Origin of the sequence: Myxococcus stipitatus DSM 14675, assembly GCF_000331735.1 — a bacterium.
GTDB lineage: Bacteria > Myxococcota > Myxococcia > Myxococcales > Myxococcaceae > Myxococcus > Myxococcus stipitatus.
Genome location: NC_020126.1, coordinates 1,268,951 through 1,290,120 on the forward strand (window position 1 = coordinate 1,268,951; position 21,170 = coordinate 1,290,120).

The following is a 21,170-nucleotide window of genomic DNA, read 5'->3' on the forward strand; positions in this document are numbered from 1 at the left end:
CGAGGCTTCGGAAGCAACGTCACGGGCGGGCATGAAACACGAGCGCCTTCACCCTCGGCTCAATCCCTACGGTGTTCGCTCGGAGGACTTCAAACGCTCCGAGTCGCACCGCGTTCCAAGCCAGCCGGGTGGCTCCACCCCGCGCGAAGGAATGGAGCGTAGCACCTGCTCCCCTCCGGAGAGGGCGACCCGGAGCGAAGCGTCCCACCGGACTCGGACATGGCGCGCGAAAGCGCCCCCCGCGTCAGAACGCGGGAACCACCGCACCACCGTAGTTCGCCTCGATGAACTTGCGCACCTCGGCGGACTGGAGCGCCTTGAGCAGCACGCGGACCTCGGGGCGGGCATCGTCGCCCTTCCGGACCACGATCACGTTGGCGTACGGGTTGCGCGCGGAGGACTCGCTGGCCAGCACCTTGGCGTCGAGCTTCAGGTGCTTCTGCGCCTCCAGGAAGTAGTTTCCGTTGATGACTGCGGCGGCCACGTCCTCCAGCGTGCGAGGCTGTTGCTCGGCATCAATCTCCCGCAGCTCCAGCTTGCGCGGGTTGCCCACCACGTCCTGCACGGTGGCGGCGGCCCCCACGTTCTCACGCAGGCGCAGCAGCCCATGGTCCTCCAGCAGGTGCAGCGCACGCGACGCATTGCTGGGGTCCGACGGAATGGTGACCTGCGAGCCCTCGGGCAATTCCGCGAGCTGTCGATACTTCGTCGAGTACAGCGCCAGCGGCTCCAGATGCACGGCTCCGGCGCTGCTCAGCGACAGCTTCCGGTCCGCGGCGAAGCGCTCCAGATACGGCACATGCTGGAAGTAGTTCGCATCGAGCTGCCCATCGGACAGCGCGATGTTGGGCTGCACATAGTCGGTGAACTCGACCACCTCGATGCGCACGCCGTCGCGCAGTGCCACGGGCACCGCCGCGCGAAGAATCTCCCCATGGGGCACGGGATTGACGCCGACCTTGAGGGTGGGAACGCCCGGGGCCTCGCCCGTGGCGGGAGCTTCGGACTTCTTGCAGCCCGTCCCCACCAACAACACGGCGGAGATGGCGGCGAAAGCCAGGGGAATCAGCAGGAACGATGAGGGTGGCTTCATGGGGTGTGGAATCCAGACAGGGGGGGCGCGGCGCGAACATCACCGCCGCGCGGATATTTCAGTCGTGCGCGCGATGAGGCGCGGAGCTCGTGTGGTCGAACCGGGAGGCCAGGCCATCCCCCAACCACTGCACGAGCTGCACCAGCGCCAACAGCACGGCGAGGCAGCCCAGCATGACGTCGGTGCGGAAGCGCATGTAGCCGTACTTCACCGCGAGGTCTCCCAGCCCACCTCCACCCACGGCTCCCGCCATGGCGCTGTAGCCGAGCAGGCTGATAACCATGAGCGCCGTCCCGCGCACGAGAGAAGGCAGGGCCTCCGGCAGCAACACACGGAAGATGACGCGTGAGTGAGTCGAGCCCATCGCGATGGCCGCCTCCACGAGTCCCGCATCCACCTCCCGCAGCGCCTGCTCCACCACGCGGCCCATGAACGGAATCGCCGCGACCACCAGTGGAACGATGGCCGCCGTGGTGCCGATGGTCGTCCCCACCAGCCACCGCGTCAGCGGAACAATGGCCACCATCAGGATGATGAAGGGCACCGAGCGCCCCACGTTGACCAGCGTGCCCAGCACGCGATTCAGCGCCGGTCGCTCCCACAGGCCGCCCCGGTCCGTCAGCACCAGCAGCACGCCCAGGGGCAACCCCACGAGCACCACGACCAGTGTGGCCACGGACGTCATGTAGAGCGTCTCCAGCGTGGCCGTCCACAACCATCGAGCAAGTTCAGGCGGCACGAGCAGCCTCCTCGGTCGTCAAGCCCTGCTCGCGCAGGAACACCAGCGCCTGGCGCACCGCCTCCGGTGCCCCCGTGAGCTCGAACAGCAGTCGTCCCACGCGCGCCTCACCCACGCGCTCCAGCGAGCCCTCCAGCAGATGTGCATCCACGTCGAAGCGGCGCGCCAGCGTCGAGAGGATGGGGCGCGTGGAGTGCTCACCCGACAAGGTCAGCGCCACGCGATATCCACCGCGGAGGACAGGCCCCTCGCCGGTGGAGAACGGCGGGTAGCACAGCTCATGCAGCCGGGTTCCCGGTCGGGACAGGAGGTCCAGCACCTTGCCCTGTTCCACCAGTCGGCCCTGCTCCAGCACGGCGGCGGAGTCGCAGAGGGCCTTCACCACCTCCATCTGGTGGGTGATGAGCAGGACGGTGAGCCCCAGCTGCCGGTTGAGGTCCTTGAGCAGCGCCAGCACGGAGCGGGTCGTCTCCGGGTCCAGCGACGACGTCGCCTCGTCCGACAGCAGGATGCGAGGCCGAGGCGCCAGCGCGCGAGCGATGCCCACGCGCTGCTTCTGCCCACCCGACAGCCGCGCCGGGTAGACCTCCGCCTTGTCGCTCAAGCCCACCAACGCGAGCAGCTCCGCGACACGCGTGCGAATCTGCTCGCGAGGAAGGCCCGCCACCTCCAGCGGGTAGGCGACGTTCTGCGCCACCGTCTGCGAGGAGAAGAGGTTGAAGTGCTGGAAGATCATCCCGATGCCCTGCCGCGCCTTGCGCAGCGCCTCGGGACTCAAGCCCAGCAGCTCCTGCCCGTTCACTCGCACCCGACCCTCGGTGGGGCGCTCCAGCAGGTTGACGCAGCGGATGAGCGTGGACTTGCCGGCGCCACTCTGGCCCAGCACGCCGAACACCTCGCCCGGCTCCACCCGCAGCGACACGTCCTGGAGCGCCGGCACCTCACGCCCGCCCTGCTTGTAGACCTTGCTGATACCGCGCAGCTCAATCATCCACCGACTCCCTGCGGCGTGTTCGCGAGCTCCTCGGCGAACGCCGCGAAGGAGCTCCAATAACGCTCACCCGTATCCGGCAGCACGGTGAGCACCGTCTTGCCGGGACCCAGGCGACGTGCCACCTGCCGGGCCGCATGCAGCGCCGCGCCGCTGGAGACACCGACGAGCAGCCCCTCCTTGCGCGCCAGGTCCCGGGCCGCCAGGTACGCGTCCACATCCGCCACGTCGATGACCTCGTCGTACACGCCGCGGTCCAGCACCTCCGGGACGAAGTTGGCGCCCAGGCCCTGGATGCGGTGCGGGCCGGCCTTGCCCTGCGTGAGCAGCGGCGAGCGCAGCGGCTCCACCGCGACGACCTGGAGCGACGGGTTCGCCTTCTTGAGCACGCCCCCCGCGCCGGTGATGGTGCCGCCGGTGCCGATACCCGCGACGAACGCATCCAGCTTCGTCACGTCCAGGTCTCCCAGAATCTCCTTCGCCGTCGTGCGGCGGTGGATCTCCGGGTTGGACGGGTTGCGAAACTGCTGCGGCATGTAGCCCTTGTCGCCCAGCGACTTGACCAGCTCCTCGGCGGCCTCGACGGCGCCCGTCATGCCCTTCGAGGCGGGCGTGAGCAGCAGCTCCGCGCCATAGGCCTCGAGGATGCGGCGGCGCTCCACGCTCATGCTCTCCGGCATGGTGAGGACGATGCGGTAGCCCTTCACCGCGGCCACCATGGCCAGCGCGACGCCGGTGTTGCCGCTGGTGGGCTCGACGATGGTCATGCCCGGACGCAGGCGGCCGTGGTTCTCCGCGTCCTCGATCATGGCCAGGCCGATGCGGTCCTTCACGCTGCCGCCCGGGTTGAAGAACTCGACCTTCGCCAGCAGGGTCGCCTCTTCGGCACCGCCGATGCGCGACAGCCGGATGATGGGGGTGCGGCCGATGAGCTGCGTCACGTCGGGATAGATGTTGTTGGGCATTCGCGTTTCTCGGTGGGAAAGGCCGGGACCGCGATGCTGCGCCCCGGCGTGTGGGGAAAAAGGAACGGCCCGTCTCCAGGTGCTGGGGACGGGCCGGACACGCCTGAGCGCGAAAGTGCGTGGCTCAGTACGCTCGTACGGACGGACCCGTCGCAGCACGACAACACGTGCCGCGACAACAGGTCCTGAACGGAGCGACGGAGACGAACATTGGCGTCAAGACGTAACCAATCCGCCCAAGACTTGTCAACCCGACCTCGCCTTCATGCGGCCTCGCGGAAGGAGCGCCCGAGGGCATTCGCCAGGTCCGCCTGGAGGTCCTCCACATCCTCCAACCCCACGGAGAAGCGAATCAGGCTGTCGGTGATTCCCCGGCGCTCGCGCTCGGCGGCGGGCACGGAGGCATGCGAGTGCCTCGCCGGCACCGTGATGATGCTCTCCACCGCGCCCAGCGACACGCCGAGCAAGGGCAGCCGCAGCGACTCCACGAACGTCGCCGCCATGGCGTCATGGGCCAGGCGGAAGGACACCACCGCCCCGGTGCCCGGGTAGAAGACCTCTCGAATCTCCGGCCTGGTCCCAAGCCACCGGACAAGGGCTCCCGCCGTGCGCACCTGCCGCTCCATGCGGACCTGGAGCGTCTTGATGCCCCGCTGGAGCAGGAAGCAGTCCTGTGGCCCCAGCACCGCGCCCACCGCGTTCTGGAGGAAGTAGACCTCCTTGGCGAGCTCCGGCGTGCGCACCACCACCGCCCCGGCGACGACGTCGCTGTGTCCCCCCAGGTACTTGGTGGCGGAGTGGATGACGATGTCGGCGCCTTCGGTGAGCGGACGCGAGAGGTAGGGCGACAGGAACGTGTTGTCGACGATGAGCAGCGCGCCGTACGTCCGCGCGAGGATGGACATCGCGGTGACGTCGGTGCGCCGCAGGAACGGGTTGCTCACCGTCTCCACGAGCAGCCCCTTGGTGTTGGGGCGGAACGCGGCCTTCACCGCGTCCGGGTCGCTGGTGTCGACGAAGGTGGCCTTCAGGCCGAAGCGGCTGAACACCTTCGTGAGCACGCGGTAGGTGCCGCCGTAGCAGTCGTCGGTGACGACCAGGTGGTCGCCCGCGCTGAACAGCATCAGCACGGTGGACAGCGCGGCCATGCCGGAGCCGAACGCGAACGCGCCCGCGCCTTCGTCCAGCTTGGCGAGCACGCCCTCGAGCGACTTGCGCGTGGGGTTCCCCGAGCGCGCGTAGTCGAACTCACCGGGCTGGTCGAGGCCCGGCTGGTCGAACATGGACACCTGGTAGATGGGCACCGCCGCGGCGCCCGTCACCGGGTCGACTTCATGGCCGGTGTGCAGCAGCCGGGTCGCGAAGTTCGACAGGGCGGGAGCGCCCGTCGAGCGCTTGGGCCAGATCGGAGATGATGTCATCGGAGTCCTCGATACCCACGGAGAGGCGAAGCAGTCGGTCAGTGATGCCAAGCTGTTCCCGGCGCGCGACGGGGATGTCCGCGTGGGTCTGCGTGGCGGGGAAGGTGATGAGGGTCTCGACGCCGCCCAGCGACTCGGCGAAGAGACACAGGCGCACGCCGGCGAGCACCTGGGGCACCAGGGCCGCTTCCGTGACGCTGAAGGAGAGCATGCCGCCCGTGCCCGGGTAGTAGACGCGCTCCACCTGGGGGTGGCCGGACAGGAACGCGGCCACCGCGCGCGCGTTGGACTGGTGACGCTCCATGCGCAGCGCCAGCGTCTTGAGGCCGCGAATCACCAGGTACGCGTCCTGGGGACCCAGGATGGCGCCGATGCCGTTCTGCGCGAAGAGCAGCTTGTCGCCCAGCGCCGCGTCCCGTGCGACGAGCGCGCCCGCGACGACGTCGTTGTGTCCGGCCAGGTACTTGGTCGCGCTGTGGACGACCAGGTCCGCGCCGAGCTCCAGCGGGCGCTGGAGGTAGGGCGTGTAGAACGTGTTGTCGACGATGAGCAGCACGCCCGCCTTCTTCGCGATGTCCGCGAGCGCGGGCAGGTCCGCCGTCTTCATCAGCGGGTTGGTGGGTGTCTCCACCAGCAGCGCCTTGGTGTTGGGGCGCAGCGCGGCCTTCACCGCGTCCGGCTTCGTGGTGTCCACGAAGGTGTAGGGGACGTGGAGCAGCCGGTCCACCAGCCGGTAGGTGCCGCCGTAGAGGTCCTCGGTGAGGATGATGTGGTCCTCGGGGCCGAAGAGCTGGAGGGCGCAGTGCAGCGCGGCCATGCCGGACGCGAAGGCCAGGCCCTTGCTGCCGCCCTCCAGTTGCGCGAGCGCGTCCTCGAGCGCCGCGCGGGTGGGGTTCTTCGTGCGCGAGTAGTCGTAGCCGGTGGACTGGCCCAGCGCGGGGTGCTGGTAGGTGGCGGAGTGGTAGACGGGGACGGCGATGGCGCCGGTGCTCGGGTCTCTGCGGGTTCCGGCGTGGACGAGGGCGGTGGCGATTTTCATGGGAGAGGGCTCCGGGTGAGCTGGGGGCTGGGTTCAGCGGCCCCGCAGCGTCTGGGAGATTCGAAGGATGTCGGCCAACACGCCGGACGCGGTGACGGCGCCCCCCGCGCCCGCGCCTCGGACGGTGAGGGGGAACTCGCTGTGCCGCGTGGTGGTGAACGAGACGAAGGACTCGGTGCCGCGCAGGTCCGCGCCGGGCTGGCCCGGCTCCACGGCGGCGATTCCCACGCGGATGACGGGGGAGTCCGTTCCCAGTCGCGTCGGGTCGATGCGCGCCAGGTAGCGCAGCACCGTGCCGGACTGGCGGCAGCGCTCCACCTTCTGCGCGTACTCGGCATCCAGCGAGCGCAGGCTGCGCAGGAACGAGTCGGGGGACTCGTTGGAGTCCTCCAGCGCGGGGACGAAGGGCTCCAGTGCGACGTCGGAGAGCGACAGCGACAGGCCCAGCTCCCGCGCGAGGATGAGCGCCTTGCGCGCGACGTCCGCGCCGGACAGGTCCTCGCGAGGGTCGGGCTCGGTGAAGCCCTTGTCCCGCGCGGATCGCACGGCGGTGGACAGCGGCACGCCCGCCAGGAGCTCGTTGCAGATGAAGCCCACGCTGCCGGAGAGCGACGCGGTGATGAGGCGCACGGTGTCGCCGGTGCGCACCAGGTTGGCGAGCGTGTCGATGACCGGGAGGCTGGAGGCCACCGTCGTCTCGTAGTGGTAGCCCACGTGGTGACGGCGGGCCTCGGCGATGAGCGCCTCGCGCTCGTTCCACGGCAGCGCCAGGGGCTTCTTGTTGGCGGCGACGACGTGGATGCCTCGGCGGAACGCCTCCGTGTACAGCGAGGCCACGCCGCCATCGGCGGTGCAGTCGACGAGGATGGGCACGGGGAGCCGGCGCAGCTCGTCCAGCAGCGGAGGCAGCGCCCGGGTGCCGGGCTCACCGCGGACGACGCGAGCGAGCTGCTCTTCCAGTCCCTCCAGCGCGAGCCCGGAGACATCGAAGAGGGTGTGCCGGCTGTCGGCGATGCCCACCACGCGCAGCGCGATGCCGTGGCGCTCGCGCAGCTGCTCCTGCTGGGCGCGCAGCTGCGTCAGGAGCTGGCCGCCCACGGTGCCCTTGCCCAGGAGGAAGAGGTTCACCTGCTGGTGCGCCAGGTTGAAGGCGGCGTGGGTGGTGCGCACCGCGATGGAGGTGTCCGCCGCGTCCACGACGCAGGAGATGGAGCGGGAGCTGGCGCCCTGGGCGCTGGCTCGCACGTTGACGCCCACCGCGCCCAGCGCGCTGAAGAAGCGGCCGGCCACGTTGACGCCGTGACCCATGGCCTCGGCGACGAGCGTGAGCAGCGTGACGGGCTGGCGGACTCCGAGCGGCTCCACCTCGCGGCGGGAGAGCTCCTGCGCCAGCTCCGTCTCCAGCGCGGTCCGAGCGCGCTGCACATCCGGCAGGGGAACGACGAGGGCGATGGACTGCCCGTTGGCGGACTGGGCCGTCATCCACACGGTGACGCGGGCGGCGCGCAGCGCGGACAGGACTCGCTCGCCCAGCTGGAACTGGTCGGAGAGCTTGCGGACCTCGATGCCGAGCAGGGCCAGGTCCTCGCGCGTGGCGATACAGGTGGGACGGTTGTCGTCGCGCGAGCCGATGGCGTCGATGAGCGTGCCCGGGTGGTCCGGGTGCATGGTGTTGCGGATGCGCAGGGAGATGCCGGACTCGATGAGCGGAATCATCGTGCGCGGGTGCAGCATGCGGACGCCCACGGCGGCCAGCTCCAGGCCCTCGGCGTGGGTGAGGTGGGGGACGGGGTACGCGTCGCTCACCAGGTCCGGGTCGGCGGTGTGCAGGCCGAGCACGTCGGTCCACACGGTGACTTCGGTTGCACCCAGGCCCTGGGCGACGAGCGCGGCGGTGTAGTCGGAGCCGTTGCGGCCCAGCGTGGTGGTGCGGCCGTCCACGGTGGAGGCGATGAAGCCGGGGATGATGGGCACGGAGGTGCCCCAGCCGGCGGCGCTCGCCTGGAGCTGGGTGCGTGTGCGGGCCACGTCCACGCGGGCGGTGCCGAAGGTGTCATCCGTGACGAGCAGCAGGCGCGCGTCGCGGAAGCAGGACTCGGTGCCCGCGGCGTTGAGCAGCTCGGCGAGGAGCGTGGCGGAGACCAGCTCTCCGAAGGCGAGGACCTTGTCCTTGGAGGCGGGGGAACACTCGCGGGTGAGGGAGATGCCCTGGAGAAGTTGCTGAAGCGGGGCGAGGAGTTGGTCCACGCGGACGGCGAGCGTGGTGGCCTGCGCGGGGTGGAGGGCGGCGGCGTTCGTCTTCGCGAGGTGGGCGATGCGTGCGACCACGGTGAGCGAGCCCTCCAGGTCTCCCTTCGTGGCGAGCTCGGCGGCTTCCAGGAGCCAGTCGGTGGTGTCTCCTTGCGCGGAGACCACCACCGCGAGCGGGCCGGTGCGGGCATGTTTGCCAATCAGCTCGATGACCTGGCGCAGGCGTCGGGGCGAGCCGACGGAGGAGCCACCAAACTTCATCACTCGAAAGGAATTGCTGCTCATCTGCGACCTCGAGCCTCGGGGCCGTGGCCCTGAAGGCATGAGAAGGCTCGCGGCCGTGGCGTCGACGCAGACACGTCGAGCGGCACGGCACCCGCGGTGCCATGAAGGAAAGGAATGGAGAGGGAAGGTGAGGAGAAGGCCTAGCCGGCGCGCACCGGCCCGCGCATTCGCGCGAGGGGCGCCGGGAGGGTGCGGCGCATTCGAGCGGGCTCTCGGAGCGCGCGGAACGCGTCACGGACCTTCGCGGTGGGGCGGGAGTCGATGCGGGTGGATGGAACCACGGGGGCCCTCTCTCACCGAAGCGGAGGGGCAGCCTCGCCTCGGACACTTGGTTTGTCCGTGGAGCACCTGCTCCCTGGACCGCATCGTTTGGACACCTTGGAGGTCCGTCTCCAGGTTGTCGGGCCCCCGTCGAAACGAGGGCCGCTCTTGATGCTGAACGGCGAAATAGACGGGTTGCGGGGCGTTGTCAAGACCCCGGCCCTGCTTGCCCATTCATCAGGGCAGGCAGGGGAGCGAGTGTTTCGTTGGAGACGCTATGGATGCGTGCGTGCTCTCAGGGGAGGCATTGGCCAGGGTTGGTCATGTCCGGGATGCACTTCTCGGTGAAGAGGCGCAGGTCGTGGATGACGACCTCGGTGGCTGCCGCGGGGGTGTTCCTCACGTAGACCTCGAAGTCGACCTGCATTTCGTGCTCGATCACCTCCGTGACTTCGAACGCGCCGACAGAGGCCCAGCGGGTGATGGGCAGTTCTCGTCGCACGACTTCCGTCCAGGACGACGAGACGGTAGGGTCCCTCTTGCTGAGAACCAGAATCAGGGACGCGGCATCAGAACAGGCACCTGCGGCAAGGCAGTAGTACTCGTCGTAGGTTGCGAGCACGGTTCCACGCACGAGGCCTCCGTGGGGGCGGTCGACGACGGACGTCAGGCCGGCCACGCGTTGCGGCTGTTCCCCTCCAATGTTCGTGTGCCGGGCCCAGGTGGAGGCCTGGTAGGTGTTGGTTGAACGGTCGCAATACACGGCTTCTGTCTTGACGAGGCCGTCTTCGAAGCCCCAGGACATCGACCCTGTCTTGACTGCCCGAACGCCGCGGAGTGAGTCCGCATGGACGTAGGTTGAGGCATACCTGGGCCGGAGCCAGTAAGTCGAAGGAGCGGGTCCTTCCGGGCATCGCGTCTGTTTGTTGTAGTCCAGCCAGCAATACCAATCTGCTGGATAGGTGTTGGGGTCACAGATGGGCAGCGTCACCTCCGTGCCGTTGATCTCCTGCTCGGTTGAGCCCGTCTCGCTGGAGAGGTCTCCATTCAAATCATGAGGGGCGCCACAGGCGGTGGCCCCCAGAAGAGACACGAGTGCCAGCTTTTGAATGAGGGATTGCATGGTGTTTCCTTGAGGTGGAGAGAGTGAAACGTGTTTCGTGGGGACTTGCTACGGAGGGGTGGAGCGCTCCGGGGGGAGACCCCAGACACCCACGGTTCCATCGCCTTGTCCCCACACGAGGGTGCGGCCGTCCGGTGAAAACAGCGCGGAGCTGGCCTGCATGTCATTGGTGTCCGAGTGGCTGAAGAGCTGCTGTCCATCCTCCGTGCGCAGGATGATGAAGCAGGCCATGCTGCAGGCGACCGCGAGGAGCGAACCATCCGGACTGAAGCTCAAGCCGTGAGTGCCGACCGGAGGGGCCGCGAGAGACCGCACCCGCCTCAAGTTGGCGACCTCGATGAGGTGAATCTGGTTCTCGGAGGTCGCCACCGCGAGTCGCTCCCCGGAGGGCTCGAAGGCCATCGCCTTGACGGAGTGGGCGTCGAGGTCGATGGAGGAGAGCGCCTTGCCCGTCGCTGTCTCCCAGAAGCGGAGTGTTCCTGGGGGATGGCCTTGTTCATACGTTCCAGACACCGCGAGTCGCCCATCGGGAGACAGCGCACAGCACTTCAAGGGTGTCGAGGCGTTCTCGAGCTCCCGTACCTGTTCGCCCCGTCGCGCATCCCAGAGAAAGGCGTGGCCCTGGGGGCTCGTCACGAGCACGGAGTTACCTTGGAGGGCCATGCCGAGCTCGGGCTGGATTGCGTCCAGTTGCAGTTCATGTCGTAGCGCGCCGTCCGCGACCGACCAGGACTGAAGCAAGCCTTTCAGCGTCAGGGAGACGAGGAGGTCGCCTCCCGCGAGGATGCCCACGTCCGTGCCTCGGGTCACGGAGTGGTTCGCGCATACCCGGAGACTGTCACCCCGAAGCTCCCACCACTGAAGTGACCCCACCGCCCCGCGACCCATGGAGGCGAGGTGCCGCCCCTGGGCGTCGAATGCCAGGGATTGTCCTCGGAAGCCTGGCTCCGTGAGCCGGGTCCGGGACTGACGCAGGCGCATCAGGTGTGAGGCATTGGTGGAGGTGATGGTGTGAAGAGACATGAAGGCGGTCCGATTCAAGGCGCTGGGACGAAGAATCCCAGCGCCTCGGAGTGGGGCGTGTCTACAACTTCAAGTGGGTGTTGATCGCCCAGATACGCTCCATCACGTCATGGAGCCCATACTCATTCTTGATGATGTAATCCTTGGACACCGTCGTCACCTCGCAGTACCAGTCCACGAGGACGTCCTTGACGTCAGTGCCCGGGGTGGAGGGGACAATCTTGTTGTTGTCGGTGACCTTCACCAGGACGTTGCTGATGTCGTAGGTGCCCGGGAGGTTGGTGATCTCCTTCTTGAGGTGGGGGTACGGAACGTCGAGGGTGCGCTCCGTGATTCGCACGAGCGAGTGGTCTGGATGCATCCAGAATTCCTGACCGTCTCTCGTGAAGGGTTGGTTGAGCCAGCCGGTGATGTTGCCGGAGGAATCCCGGACGGGGCGGCCAAAGCCCTTCCCCACGAGCTCCGCGCGCACTTCGTCGGCGGTGCGCTTGTACACGCTCTGGAGGCTCTTGACGGCCGTGCCCTGCTGCTTGACGAGCTGCTGTGTGGCCGCGGGCATCCGAGCCAGGAACTTCGCCTCCATGGTGAACTCGGAGAGTGCCACCAGCTGCTTCCCATTGAGGCGCTTGGCGAGCGTGTTGAGGTCGGCATCCTTCACGGACCAGTTCAGCAGCTTCAGGATCTGATCGCTCGTCAGCCCATCCATCCGTGAGATGGCCTTTTCACCCAGCCGCCGGACGATGTCCTCCTTGTCGACCTTGGAGAGGCCCTTGATGTTGTCGAGGAAGTCGCCCAGCTTGACCATGGCGACGATGCCGCCCGCGGACACCGCGATGCTCACGTTGCGCCAGAATGTCCCGCTGCCGACGACCAGGCCCGCGCCGGAGAGCATGCGCTCACCGACGGTGAGGTCCTCGCCCCACGGGTTGCACAGCTCCTTGCCGGAGACGACTTCACAGAGGTCGATGAAGTCACCGGCGGGGGTGAGTCCCAGGCCAATGCCCACCACCGCCTTGGTGGCCACCAAGGCGCCGTCGAGGATGCGGCCGAGCGTCGCGAAGATGGAGGGGTCTTCGCTCGCCACACCCTCGTCCAGCGCCTTGTAGCCGCCGAAGAGCGCGTCGAGGGTGTCGAGCACCAGCTTCTGCTCGAACGTGCGAGGCGGGTCGTCGTACCAGAGGTTGAGGTTGTTCTTGAGCGCCTGCGCCTGCGCGGCGTTCTCCGGCCGCTGCTCCAGGTAGGCGACGAGGGCCTTGGTGTTCTCGCGCACGGGAGAGTCGAGGAACCAGTCCCCCTCGCCCATGTAGCCTCGGACGAAGGTGAGGACGTCGAGCTGCGCCGAGTGGAAGGCGCCCCACTCCTCGAGTGACACACCGACGCGGGACTTCAGGCCACGCTCGAAGACGTCCTGGTTGAAGCGCCACAGTCGCACCATGGACTGGAAGCCCTGGCGGTCCGTGACGACGCCGTTGGTCAGCGTCTTGTTCAGCTCGGTGAGCGTCTGCTGGGCGAAGGCGGCGTACGGGTCCTGCGTCTCGTCGAAGTCGTCCCCCTGGCTGACGTCGGGGACCTCGACTTCGTCCACCTCGTCGTCGCTGAGGTCCGGCTCGAAGGTGTCGGGGTCGTGGACGTCCATGTTGCCCGGCTGGGGCATGACGTAGCCGTCCAGGTCCTGCATGTGCTGACGGAAGATGGCGTTGATGCGGTCAATCTCGGCGCGCAGCTCGTCGATGCTGGCCTGGAGGTCCGTCAGCATCTGCACCAGCCGTGAGCGCACGGAGGAGGGAACCGCGTTGTAGCGGGCGAGCAACGCCTCCAACTCGGCGGAAGTGATGGAGTCGAGCGGACGGTTCAAGAGCTGCTTGAGCTCGGCCTGGAGTGCTTCCAGCTGCGTCGCCTGCTGCCGGGCCCAGTCGAGCTTGTCGCTCAGCTGGCGCAGTCGATAGAGCTCCGCCTTCACCGCGTCCTCGAGCTCGGCGATGCTGCGCGAGAGCACGGGGTTGATTTCGGACAGGTCCATCGTCAGCGGGGCGACGCCATGGAAGGGCTGCCCGTTGCGGAAGATATAGAAGAGCCGTCGCGAGAGGTCTCCGGAGACCAGGTCGACCGTGTCCTCGCTGTGGGTGCAGTGGTCGCCGTTGCCTGACGTGGAGACGTGGAAGAAGAAGTTGTTCTGTCCCCAGTTCAGCAGGCTGCCGTTGAAGGGCGCCTTGACGCGGCCTTCCTGGTCTCCGTTGGGGAGGGTGCGAAGCGGCGTGTCCGTGAAGGTCGGGAGGAGGGTGGTGTTGACGGTGAAGAGCGGGATGCCTTCGTACAGAAGCGTGGGCTCGAGGCAGCTGTTGCGCGTGCCTCGGAAGGAGACGGTCTTCAGCTTGAGGGTGTAGTCCCGGGCGAGGCCCGCTGCGGAGGCGTCCTCCGGGAGGCCGGCCATCGTGACGCACACGAGGGCCGTGAGGCAGGTCCTGAGAAGGTTCATGGAATCACCAGAAGAGGAAGGGCACCGCGCTCACAGGTCCTCGGAGGACCGGAGCGCCACGTCGTGGGAGATGGCGGCGGCGCGCACGCGGCCTGCGGCCAGGTGCTGCTCGATTTCCTGAAGCAGCGTCGCGTTCACGCCCGCGGTGCGCATGGAGGCGATGTTCAGCCGCATGGTGCCGGGGAGGGTGAGGTTGACGTAGTTGCGGGACTTGGAGAACTGGAGCGCCAGGGTGTTGCAGCCGGTGCCCATCCACGGCGTGGCGGCGGCCTTGGCGCAGACGGACTCGAGCTGGAGGATGCTCTCGTGCTCCTGGAGCTTGCCGGCGAGGAAGTAGAGGCGGAGCTTCGTGCTGCGCGGAGGCAGCTTGCCGACCTCGGTGACGCGGGCGGTGGTCTCGGCGAGGAACTGGGTGGAGGCGGCGAGGTTGGTGTTCTGGACGATGGTCTGACGCGTGGCCTGGTCGGCCTGGAGCGTCATGAGGGCCGTCTGGCGGCGGCGGATGCCATCGAGCGTCTTGCTCACGACGTCGCCGGTGCGCACGTAGCGCGAGTCGGCGTAGGCCTGGATGTTGGCGAGCACCTCCATGGGCTCGTCGGCGAGCTTGGGGCGCGCGACGTTGTGCGTGCGGATGAAGTCGAAGTGGGGCTCCAGTTCCGCCTCGAACTCGTCATGCACGCGAGACAGCTGGCGGGAGAGGCGGAAGGCCTCGAGCTGCAGCTGCTGAGGAGCGAGGCTCTCCGCGCGGCTGAGCTGGACGAGCTCCAGTTGGACGTTGGGGAGCGTCGCGAGCGTGGCGGTGGAGGCCTGCAGGACCAACGACTTGAGGCGGTTGACGAGGATGGGCTCGTTGGTGCGGTAGGTCTCGAACTGGGCCACGAGCGCCGCATAGGCGGGCTGGTACGTCTGGAGCTTCGCCTGGTGGCGTGCCAGCAGGAACTGGATTTCCGACATCGTCTCGCGCTGCTGAGCGAGTTCCGCCTGGATAGGCTTCCCCTCCGCCTCCGCCTTGGCCTTGAGCAGGTCTGGGAGGGTGGTGTCGAGGATGCGCCGGTTGCTGTTCTCCACTTGCCGGATGGGCGCGTGGTAGTTGTTGACCATCTCTTCGGCGACTTCGCGAATCTTCCGGAGGCTCTGCTCGAAGGAGGTCGCGGTGACGTCCGGTGCGTTGGAGGTCCGATAGAACACGGCGATGCGTTCCACTTGGGCGTTCCAGGCGTCGAACTGGTCCGGGCTGGAAGCAGCCTCGACCCAGAGCACGGGGGGGTACTTGATGCAGGATTCCCAGGCGCGCTTCTTCTCGGCCTCCGTGGGGCTGGCGGGATTCTCGGCGAGGACGATGCAGTTGGCCTTGATGAGGTTGAGGACGCCTTGGTACAGGTCCGCCGGCTCCCGGGTGCTGGAGCAGGTGGTGGGGATGGCACTGTAGTCAGGCCGGTGCGCGCAGATGCTTGGAGCGGAGGATGCCCGCGTCACCATCGCGGTGGGACTTGGCTCCTTGGCGGCGGCGGGCGGGGATTCCGGTGAGGTCGGGTGGCCGCAGCCGGCGGCGAGCAGGAGCGCGGCGAAGGGCACGAAGCCGTGGCCGCGGATGAAGCGCAAGGGCGAAGTCATGGCAATGAGAGTCCTTTCGGGTCGGCCAGAGGCCGCCCGTCAGAGATGTCTGGGATTGAGGCTCGGAGACTGGCGCGGTTACGGCGTGAGCCAGGGCGCGAGCTGCACCCGGGCCAGGTCGAGCTTCTGCTGGGCGGCGACGACGGCGAGCGCGGCGGCCTGGTACTGCGCCTGGTATTGGGCGCGCACGGCGGGAGTGGAGCGGCCGGCGAGCTTGTCGATGACGACCTTCGCCTCGTCGCCGAGGAAGTCGCGCACCGTCTTCAGTGAGCCGTCGGGCTTGGTGTAGTCACCGGGGCCACCGAGGGTGCCGAGGTTGAAGAAGAGCTGGTTGAGCAGCTCGCGGTCCGCGTCGGTGAGGAGGAGCTCGGGAGGCGTGCCCGCGGGCTGCTCACAGGTGATGGCCACCTTGAGGAGGACATTGGAGGTGTCCATGGACTTGGCGCGCAGGTCCATCATGGTCTCGGTGGTGAGCTCCGCGTAGAAGCGGTTGGAGAGCTCGCCCATGAAGTTGTAGGCGGTGCTGAAGTCGAGGAGCGCCTCCAGATTGTCGCGCTGGAGCGTCTTCGTGGTGACGTCCGCCTGGAGGTCCTGGATGAGCGTCTGGGCCTGGGGAGCGGAGTCGACGTCGACCTGGTTCCAGTCGATGTTCAGGGAGATGCGGCAGGTGTCCACGAAGGACGCGGTGGGCGTCCAGGCGGAGGAGTCCTTGAGCTCGATGCTGGTGAGGAGCTGACGGTCGAGGCCACGCAGGACGACGGAAGGCGAGGAGAGGAAGGTGTAGCGGGTGGCGCTCCCGCCCGTGGGGGTGAGCGTCACCTCCAGCGGGTACTGGGTGGAGCAATTGCCAGACAGGGAGCGCTGGACGACGGTGCGCATGGGCACGGCGGTCATGAAGTCCGTGCCAGTCAATGTCTGGGTGGGGATGGAACAGCGGGTCAGTCGTCCCGCGGTGGGCGTACAGCGGGCCGGGGAGATGACGTCGATGACCGTGGTCTGCGCCAGTGCGGCACCACCGCACAGCGAAGATACGAGGAGTGCCCCGAATAGCGTCTGTTTGGACATGTGGTTTACGGACCAAGGAGCGCGGGTGCGTTTGACGGCCCCTGGAATGAGGCCCTGTCGTCACACCGACGCGTGTCGCGCTGACGCTTCTATGGAAGAAATCTCTGACAAAGAAAAGATGCTATTCGCCCCTGCTTCGAGGTTTCCGGTTATCCGAGACTCCGACCCCGGGGAATCACCTCAAGGAAATGAAAGAGCACTTGGGGTGAGAAGAGCGTCTCTTCGTCTGTCCATCCTGCGGAGCAATCTGTCCTGACGAATCAAATGCCAGGAACTGCCTCCGATACCACTCGAAGTCAGGCTTGGCCCCGAACTGGCGCAGCCGCACCCGTCGCAGCGCGTTATCGGCGGTGGCGAAGGGCACCCTGACCCAGGGAGTGAGCGAGGTATACTTCGGGGGGGGAGCGAGCATGTGCGGCTCTCCCCGGCCTGTCCATCGATTGGAACAGGCCAGGGGATTCGTCGAAGACGCTATGGCTGTGCGCTCACGGCAGGCATTGGCCCGGGTTAACCATGTCCGGGATGCACTTCTCGGTGAAGAGGCGGAGGTCATGGAAGACGACCTCGGAGATCGAGTTGAAGGAGTTCTTCACGTAGACCTCGAAGTTGACCTGCGCGTCCTTGGGGGCAGAGGCCTCGATTTCGAACGCGCCCACGAGTGCCCCGCGAACCAACGGCAGCTCTTTCCGGCCGATCTCCGTCCAGGTCGCGCTGTCGATTTCCTTCTTGTTGAGGACCAGAATCAACGACGTGGCATCAGAGCAGCCCCCCGTGGTGGCGCAGTAGAACTCGTCATAGACCGCGAACGCCGTGCCCCGTACGAGGGCGTCGCGGATGTGGTCGACGACGGAGGTCAGCTTGGCCTGGAGTTGGGGGGTCCCCGTACCTCCAGGACCCGTGCCCGTATACCGGCTCCAAGTGGAGGCTCGATAGGTGTTGGTGCCATTGCAGAACACGGATTGTCCGCGACTGAAGAAGGCGCTGAGACCCCATGAGAGGGACCATACCTTCACCTGGGGCCTTCCGAAGTTGGCGTCCGCTCGGACGTACTCGGAGCCGGAGTTGGGGCGCAGCCAGTATACGGCGGGCGCCGCCCCGGTAGGGCACGCAAGCGTCTTGTCGTAGTCCTGCCAGCAAGACCAACCGGAAGGGATGGCCGAAAGGTCACACAGAGGCAGCGTCACCTCCGTGCCGTTGATCTCCTGCTCGGTCGTGTCCGTCTCGCTGGAGAAGTCTCCATCCGAATCATGAGGAGCGCCACAGGCCGTGACGCCCAGGAGAGACACGAGTGCCAGCTTTTGAATGAGGGATTGCATGGTGTTTCCTTGATGTGAAGTGATTGAAAGGGTGTCGCGCGGGGACGCGCTACGGAGTGACGGAGTGCGCCGGGGCCATGCCCCAGACACCCACGGTCCCATCGCCTTGTCCCCACACGAGGGTGCGGCCGTCCGGTGAGAACAGCGCGGAGCTGGCCTGCATGTCATTGTTGTCCCAGTGGCTGAAGAGCTTCTTGCCATCCTCGGTGCGCAGGACGACGAAGGCCGCCATGGCGCACGCGACCGCGAGGAGCGAGCCGTCCGGACTGAAGCTCAGTTCATGGGTTCCTACCGAGGGGCCCTCGAGTGTCCGCAGCCGCTTCCGGGTGGCGACTTCGATGAGATGAATCTGGTTCTCGGAAGTCGCCACCGCGAGTCGTTGCCCGGAGGGCTCGAACGCCATCGCCTTGACGGAGTGGGCGTCGAAGTCGAGGGTCGGGAGCGCCGCGCCCGTCGTGGTCTCCCAGAAGCGAAGCACTCCCGGGAGGCTGCCGGGCTCCCGAGTCCCGGCCACCGCGAGCCGCCCATCGGGCGACAGCGCACAGCACTGCAAGGGCTTGGAGGTGTTCTCGAGCTCCCGCACCCGCGCTCCCCTGCGTGCATTCCAGAGAAAGGCATGGCCCTGAGGGCTCGTCACGAGCACGAGGTCCCCCTGGAGGGCCATGCCGAGCTCCAGCCCTATCGCGTTCAGCCGCAGCTCGTGTCGGAGTGTCCCGTCCACGGTGGACCACGACTGAAGCGCACCTTGCAGCGTCAGCGAGACGAGCAGGTCGCCTCCCGCGAGGAATCCCGCGTGCGTGCCTCGCTGCATGACCTGATGCGCGAGGACCCGGGGGCTGTCATCCCGAAGCTCCCACCACTGAAGTGTCCCCTCCGCCCCACGCCCCATGGAGGCGAGGTGCCGTCCCTGGGCATCGAATGCGAGGGATTGGCCTCGGAAGCCCGGCACCGTGAGGCGGGGCCCGAACTGACGCAGGCGCATCAGTCGTGAGGCGTTGTCGGAAGTCAGCGTGAAAGAAGGCATGAAGGCGGTCAGGTTCAAGGCGCCAGGCCAGAACGACCCGGCGCCTTGGGGCGATGCGGGTCTACAGCTTCAGATGGGTGTTGATGGCCCAGATACGCTCCATCACGTCATGGAGCTCGTACTCTTTGTCGATGATGTGCTGCTTGGAGACGCTCGTCACCTCGCAGTACCAGTCCACGAGGACGTCCTTGACGTCAGTGCCCGGGGTGGAGGGGACAATCTTGTTGTTGTCGGTGACCTTCACCAGGACGTTGCTGATGTCGTAGGTGCCCGGGAGGTTGGTGATCTCCTTCTTGAGGTGGGGGTACGGAACGTCGAGGGTGCGCTCCGTGATTCGCACGAGCGAGTGGTCTGGATGCATCCAGAATTCCTGACCATCTCTCGTGAAGGGTTGGTTGAGCCAGCCGGTGATGTTGCCGGAGGAATCCCGGACGGGGCGGCCAAAGCCCTTCCCCACGAGCTCCGCGCGCACTTCGTCGGCGGTGCGCTTGTACACACTCTGGAGGCTCTTGACGGCGGTGCCCTTCTGCTTGACGAGGTCCCGTGTGGTCTCGGACATCCTGGCCAGGAACTTCGCCTCCATCGTAAACTGGGAGAGCGCAATCAGCTGCGGCCCGGTGAGCCGCTTGGCGAGCGTATTGAGGTCGGCATCCTTCAGCGACCAGTTCAGCAGCTTCAGGATCTGGTCGCTCGTCATGCCATCCACCCGCGTCACGGCCTTTTCACTCAGCCGAACGAGGAGGTCTTCCTTCTCCCCCTTGGTGAGGCCCTTGATGTTGTCGAGCAGGGCGCTCAGCTTCCCGATGGGGAGGACCGCACCCGCGCTCACCGCCGTGCCGACGGTGCGCCAGAACGTCCCGCTGCCGACCACGAGGCCCGCGCCGGAGAGCATGCGCTCGCCGACGGTGAGGTCATCACCCCACGGGTTGCACAGCTCCTTACCGGTGACGACCTCGCACAGGTCGATGAAGTCGCCCGCAGGGGTGAAGCCCAGGCCAATGCCCACCACGGCCTTGGTGGCCACGACGGCGCCCTCGAGGATGTTGCCGAGCGTCGCGAAGATGGAGGGGTCTTCGCTCGCCGCGCCCTCCTCCAGTGACCTGTAGCCACCGAAGAGCGCGTCCAACGTGTCGAGCACCAGCTTCTGCTCGAACGTGCGAGGTGGGTCGTCGTACCAGAGGTTGAGGTTGTTCTTGAGCGCCTGCGCCTGCGCGGCGCTCTCCGGCCGCTGCTCCAGGTACGCGACCAGGGCCTTGGTGTTCTCGCGCACGGGCGAGTCGTGGAACCAGTCCCCCTCGCCCATGAAGACGCGGATGAAGGTGAGGACGTCGAGCTGCGCCGAGTGGAACGCGCCCCACTCTTCCAGCGACACGCCCACGCGGGACTTCAAGCCGCGCTCGAAGACGTCCTGGTTGAAGCGCCACAGTCGCACCATGGACTGGAAGCCCTGGCGGTCCGTGACGACGCCGTTGGTCAGCGTCTTGTTCAGCTCGGTGAGCGTCTGCTGGGCAAAGGCGGCGTAGGGGTCCTGCGTCTCGTCGAAGTCGTCCCCCTGGCTGACGTCGGGAACCTCGACCTCGTCCACCGCGTCGTCGCCGAGGTCCGGCTCGAAGGTGTCGGGGTCGTGGACATCCAGCCCACCCGGCTGCGGCATGACGTAGCCGTCCAGGTCCTGCATGTGCTGACGGAAGATGGCGTTGATGCGGTCAATCTCCGCGCGCAGCTCGTCCATGCTGGCCTGGAGGTCCGCGAGCATCTGCACCAGCCGCGAGCGGACGGAGGACGGAACCGCGCTGTAGCGGGCGAGCAGCGCCTCCAGCTCCGCGGACGTGATGGAGTCGAGCGGACGGTTCAGGAGCTGCTTGAGCTCGGCCTGGAGTGCTTCCAGCTGCGTCGCCTGCTGCCGGGCCCAGTCGAGCTGGTCGCTCAGCTGGCGCAGTCGATAGAGCTCCGCCTTCACCGCGTCCTCGAGCTCGGCGATGCTGCGCGAGAGCACGGGGTTGATTTCGGACAGGTCCATCGTCAGCGGGGCCACGCCGTGGAAGGGCTGTCCGTTGCGGGTGATGTAGAACAGCCGCCGCGAGAGGTCCCCGGAGACGAGGTCGACCGTGTCCTCGCTGTGCGTGCAGTAGTCGCCGTTGCCCGTCGTGGAGACGTGGAAGAAGAAGTTGTTCTGTCCCCAGTTCAGCAGGCTGCCGTTGAAGGGCGCCTTGACGCGGCCTTCCTGGTCTCCGTTGGGGAGGTTGCGAAGCGGCGCGTCCGTGAAGGTCGGGAGGAGGGTGGTGTTGACGGTGAAGAGCGGGATGCCTTCGTAGAGAAGCGTGGGCTCGAGGCAGCTGTTGCGCGTGCCTCGGAAGGAGACGGTCTTCAGCTTGAGGGTGTAGTCCCGGGCGAGGCCCGCCGCGGAGGCGTCCTCCGGGAGGCCGGCCATCGTGACGCACACGAGGGCCGTGAGGCAGGTCCTGAGAAGGTTCATGGAATCACC

The 21,170-nt window shown here is 67.2% G+C and carries 15 protein-coding genes and 1 riboswitch; all 15 genes read right to left on the reverse strand.

The window, feature by feature from the left end:
- Positions 1 to 244: 244 nt before the first annotated feature.
- Complete coding sequence (locus MYSTI_RS05060) at positions 245 to 1,093, reverse strand: MetQ/NlpA family ABC transporter substrate-binding protein (RefSeq protein WP_015346628.1); 849 nt, start codon at positions 1,091 to 1,093, stop codon at positions 245 to 247.
- A gap of 58 nt (positions 1,094 to 1,151) precedes the next feature.
- Positions 1,152 to 1,778 (reverse strand): methionine ABC transporter permease, encoded by a 627-nt coding sequence (locus MYSTI_RS05065; protein ID WP_044283059.1) that lies wholly within the window; start codon positions 1,776 to 1,778, stop codon positions 1,152 to 1,154.
- 43 nt (positions 1,779 to 1,821) lie between these two features.
- Positions 1,822 to 2,823 (reverse strand): methionine ABC transporter ATP-binding protein, encoded by a 1,002-nt coding sequence (locus tag MYSTI_RS05070; RefSeq protein ID WP_015346630.1) that lies wholly within the window; start codon positions 2,821 to 2,823, stop codon positions 1,822 to 1,824.
- Positions 2,820 to 3,788, reverse strand: a complete 969-nt coding sequence (gene cysK, locus MYSTI_RS05075; protein WP_015346631.1) for a cysteine synthase A — start codon at positions 3,786 to 3,788, stop codon at positions 2,820 to 2,822. The genes MYSTI_RS05070 and cysK overlap by 4 nt, the downstream gene beginning before the upstream one ends.
- Before the next feature lie 263 nt (positions 3,789 to 4,051).
- Entirely contained in the window at positions 4,052 to 5,209 is a 1,158-nt protein-coding gene (locus MYSTI_RS05080; RefSeq protein WP_044278876.1) for a trans-sulfuration enzyme family protein, read from the reverse strand.
- Complete coding sequence (locus MYSTI_RS05085; RefSeq protein ID WP_015346633.1) at positions 5,121 to 6,248, reverse strand: aminotransferase class I/II-fold pyridoxal phosphate-dependent enzyme; 1,128 nt, start codon at positions 6,246 to 6,248, stop codon at positions 5,121 to 5,123. The genes MYSTI_RS05080 and MYSTI_RS05085 overlap by 89 nt, the downstream gene beginning before the upstream one ends.
- A 33-nt stretch (positions 6,249 to 6,281) precedes the next feature.
- Entirely contained in the window at positions 6,282 to 8,783 is a 2,502-nt protein-coding gene (gene thrA, locus MYSTI_RS05090) for a bifunctional aspartate kinase/homoserine dehydrogenase I (protein WP_015346634.1), read from the reverse strand.
- Positions 8,784 to 9,102: 319 nt separating this feature from the next.
- Positions 9,103 to 9,224, reverse strand: a riboswitch (SAM-I-IV-variant riboswitch).
- A gap of 115 nt (positions 9,225 to 9,339) precedes the next feature.
- On the reverse strand, positions 9,340 to 10,167 hold the full coding sequence (locus MYSTI_RS41550; RefSeq protein WP_015346635.1) for a hypothetical protein: 828 nt from the start codon (positions 10,165 to 10,167) through the stop codon (positions 9,340 to 9,342).
- A gap of 48 nt (positions 10,168 to 10,215) precedes the next feature.
- A complete protein-coding gene (locus MYSTI_RS05100) occupies positions 10,216 to 10,977 on the reverse strand; it encodes a WD40 repeat domain-containing protein (protein WP_233278173.1) in 762 nt (253 codons plus the stop codon).
- A gap of 274 nt (positions 10,978 to 11,251) precedes the next feature.
- Positions 11,252 to 13,666 carry a coiled-coil domain-containing protein gene (locus MYSTI_RS05105; RefSeq protein ID WP_015346637.1) on the reverse strand — a complete coding sequence of 805 codons (2,415 nt, stop codon included), beginning with the start codon at positions 13,664 to 13,666 and terminating at the stop codon, positions 11,252 to 11,254.
- A 30-nt stretch (positions 13,667 to 13,696) separates the two neighbouring features.
- A complete protein-coding gene (locus tag MYSTI_RS05110; protein ID WP_015346638.1) occupies positions 13,697 to 15,280 on the reverse strand; it encodes a hypothetical protein in 1,584 nt (527 codons plus the stop codon).
- A gap of 78 nt (positions 15,281 to 15,358) precedes the next feature.
- Positions 15,359 to 16,174, reverse strand: coding sequence for a hypothetical protein (locus tag MYSTI_RS05115; protein ID WP_044278879.1), 816 nt, complete (start codon positions 16,172 to 16,174; stop codon positions 15,359 to 15,361).
- A 656-nt stretch (positions 16,175 to 16,830) separates the two neighbouring features.
- On the reverse strand, positions 16,831 to 17,661 hold the full coding sequence (locus tag MYSTI_RS05120; protein WP_015346640.1) for a hypothetical protein: 831 nt from the start codon (positions 17,659 to 17,661) through the stop codon (positions 16,831 to 16,833).
- Between the two features lie 49 nt (positions 17,662 to 17,710).
- Positions 17,711 to 18,685: a WD40 repeat domain-containing protein gene (locus MYSTI_RS05125; protein WP_015346641.1), complete on the reverse strand. Its 975-nt coding sequence runs from the start codon at positions 18,683 to 18,685 to the stop codon at positions 17,711 to 17,713.
- Between the two features lie 61 nt (positions 18,686 to 18,746).
- Positions 18,747 to 21,161 (reverse strand): hypothetical protein, encoded by a 2,415-nt coding sequence (locus tag MYSTI_RS05130; protein ID WP_015346642.1) that lies wholly within the window; start codon positions 21,159 to 21,161, stop codon positions 18,747 to 18,749.
- Positions 21,162 to 21,170 lie beyond the last annotated feature (9 nt).

Coding starts and splice junctions, on each gene's coding strand:
- MYSTI_RS05060 (WP_015346628.1), bottom strand. CDS start 1,093: ATGAAGCCACCCTCATCGTTCCTGCTGATTCCCCTGGCTTTCGCCGCC.
- MYSTI_RS05065 (WP_044283059.1), bottom strand. CDS start 1,778: ATGACGTCCGTGGCCACACTGGTCGTGGTGCTCGTGGGGTTGCCCCTG.
- MYSTI_RS05070 (WP_015346630.1), bottom strand. CDS start 2,823: ATGATTGAGCTGCGCGGTATCAGCAAGGTCTACAAGCAGGGCGGGCGT.
- cysK (WP_015346631.1), bottom strand. CDS start 3,788: ATGCCCAACAACATCTATCCCGACGTGACGCAGCTCATCGGCCGCACC.
- MYSTI_RS05080 (WP_044278876.1), bottom strand. CDS start 5,209: ATGACATCATCTCCGATCTGGCCCAAGCGCTCGACGGGCGCTCCCGCC.
- MYSTI_RS05085 (WP_015346633.1), bottom strand. CDS start 6,248: ATGAAAATCGCCACCGCCCTCGTCCACGCCGGAACCCGCAGAGACCCG.
- thrA (WP_015346634.1), bottom strand. CDS start 8,783: ATGAGCAGCAATTCCTTTCGAGTGATGAAGTTTGGTGGCTCCTCCGTC.
- MYSTI_RS41550 (WP_015346635.1), bottom strand. CDS start 10,167: ATGCAATCCCTCATTCAAAAGCTGGCACTCGTGTCTCTTCTGGGGGCC.
- MYSTI_RS05105 (WP_015346637.1), bottom strand. CDS start 13,666: ATGAACCTTCTCAGGACCTGCCTCACGGCCCTCGTGTGCGTCACGATG.
- MYSTI_RS05110 (WP_015346638.1), bottom strand. CDS start 15,280: ATGACTTCGCCCTTGCGCTTCATCCGCGGCCACGGCTTCGTGCCCTTC.
- MYSTI_RS05115 (WP_044278879.1), bottom strand. CDS start 16,174: ATGACCGCCGTGCCCATGCGCACCGTCGTCCAGCGCTCCCTGTCTGGC.
- MYSTI_RS05120 (WP_015346640.1), bottom strand. CDS start 17,661: ATGCAATCCCTCATTCAAAAGCTGGCACTCGTGTCTCTCCTGGGCGTC.
- MYSTI_RS05125 (WP_015346641.1), bottom strand. CDS start 18,685: ATGCCTTCTTTCACGCTGACTTCCGACAACGCCTCACGACTGATGCGC.
- MYSTI_RS05130 (WP_015346642.1), bottom strand. CDS start 21,161: ATGAACCTTCTCAGGACCTGCCTCACGGCCCTCGTGTGCGTCACGATG.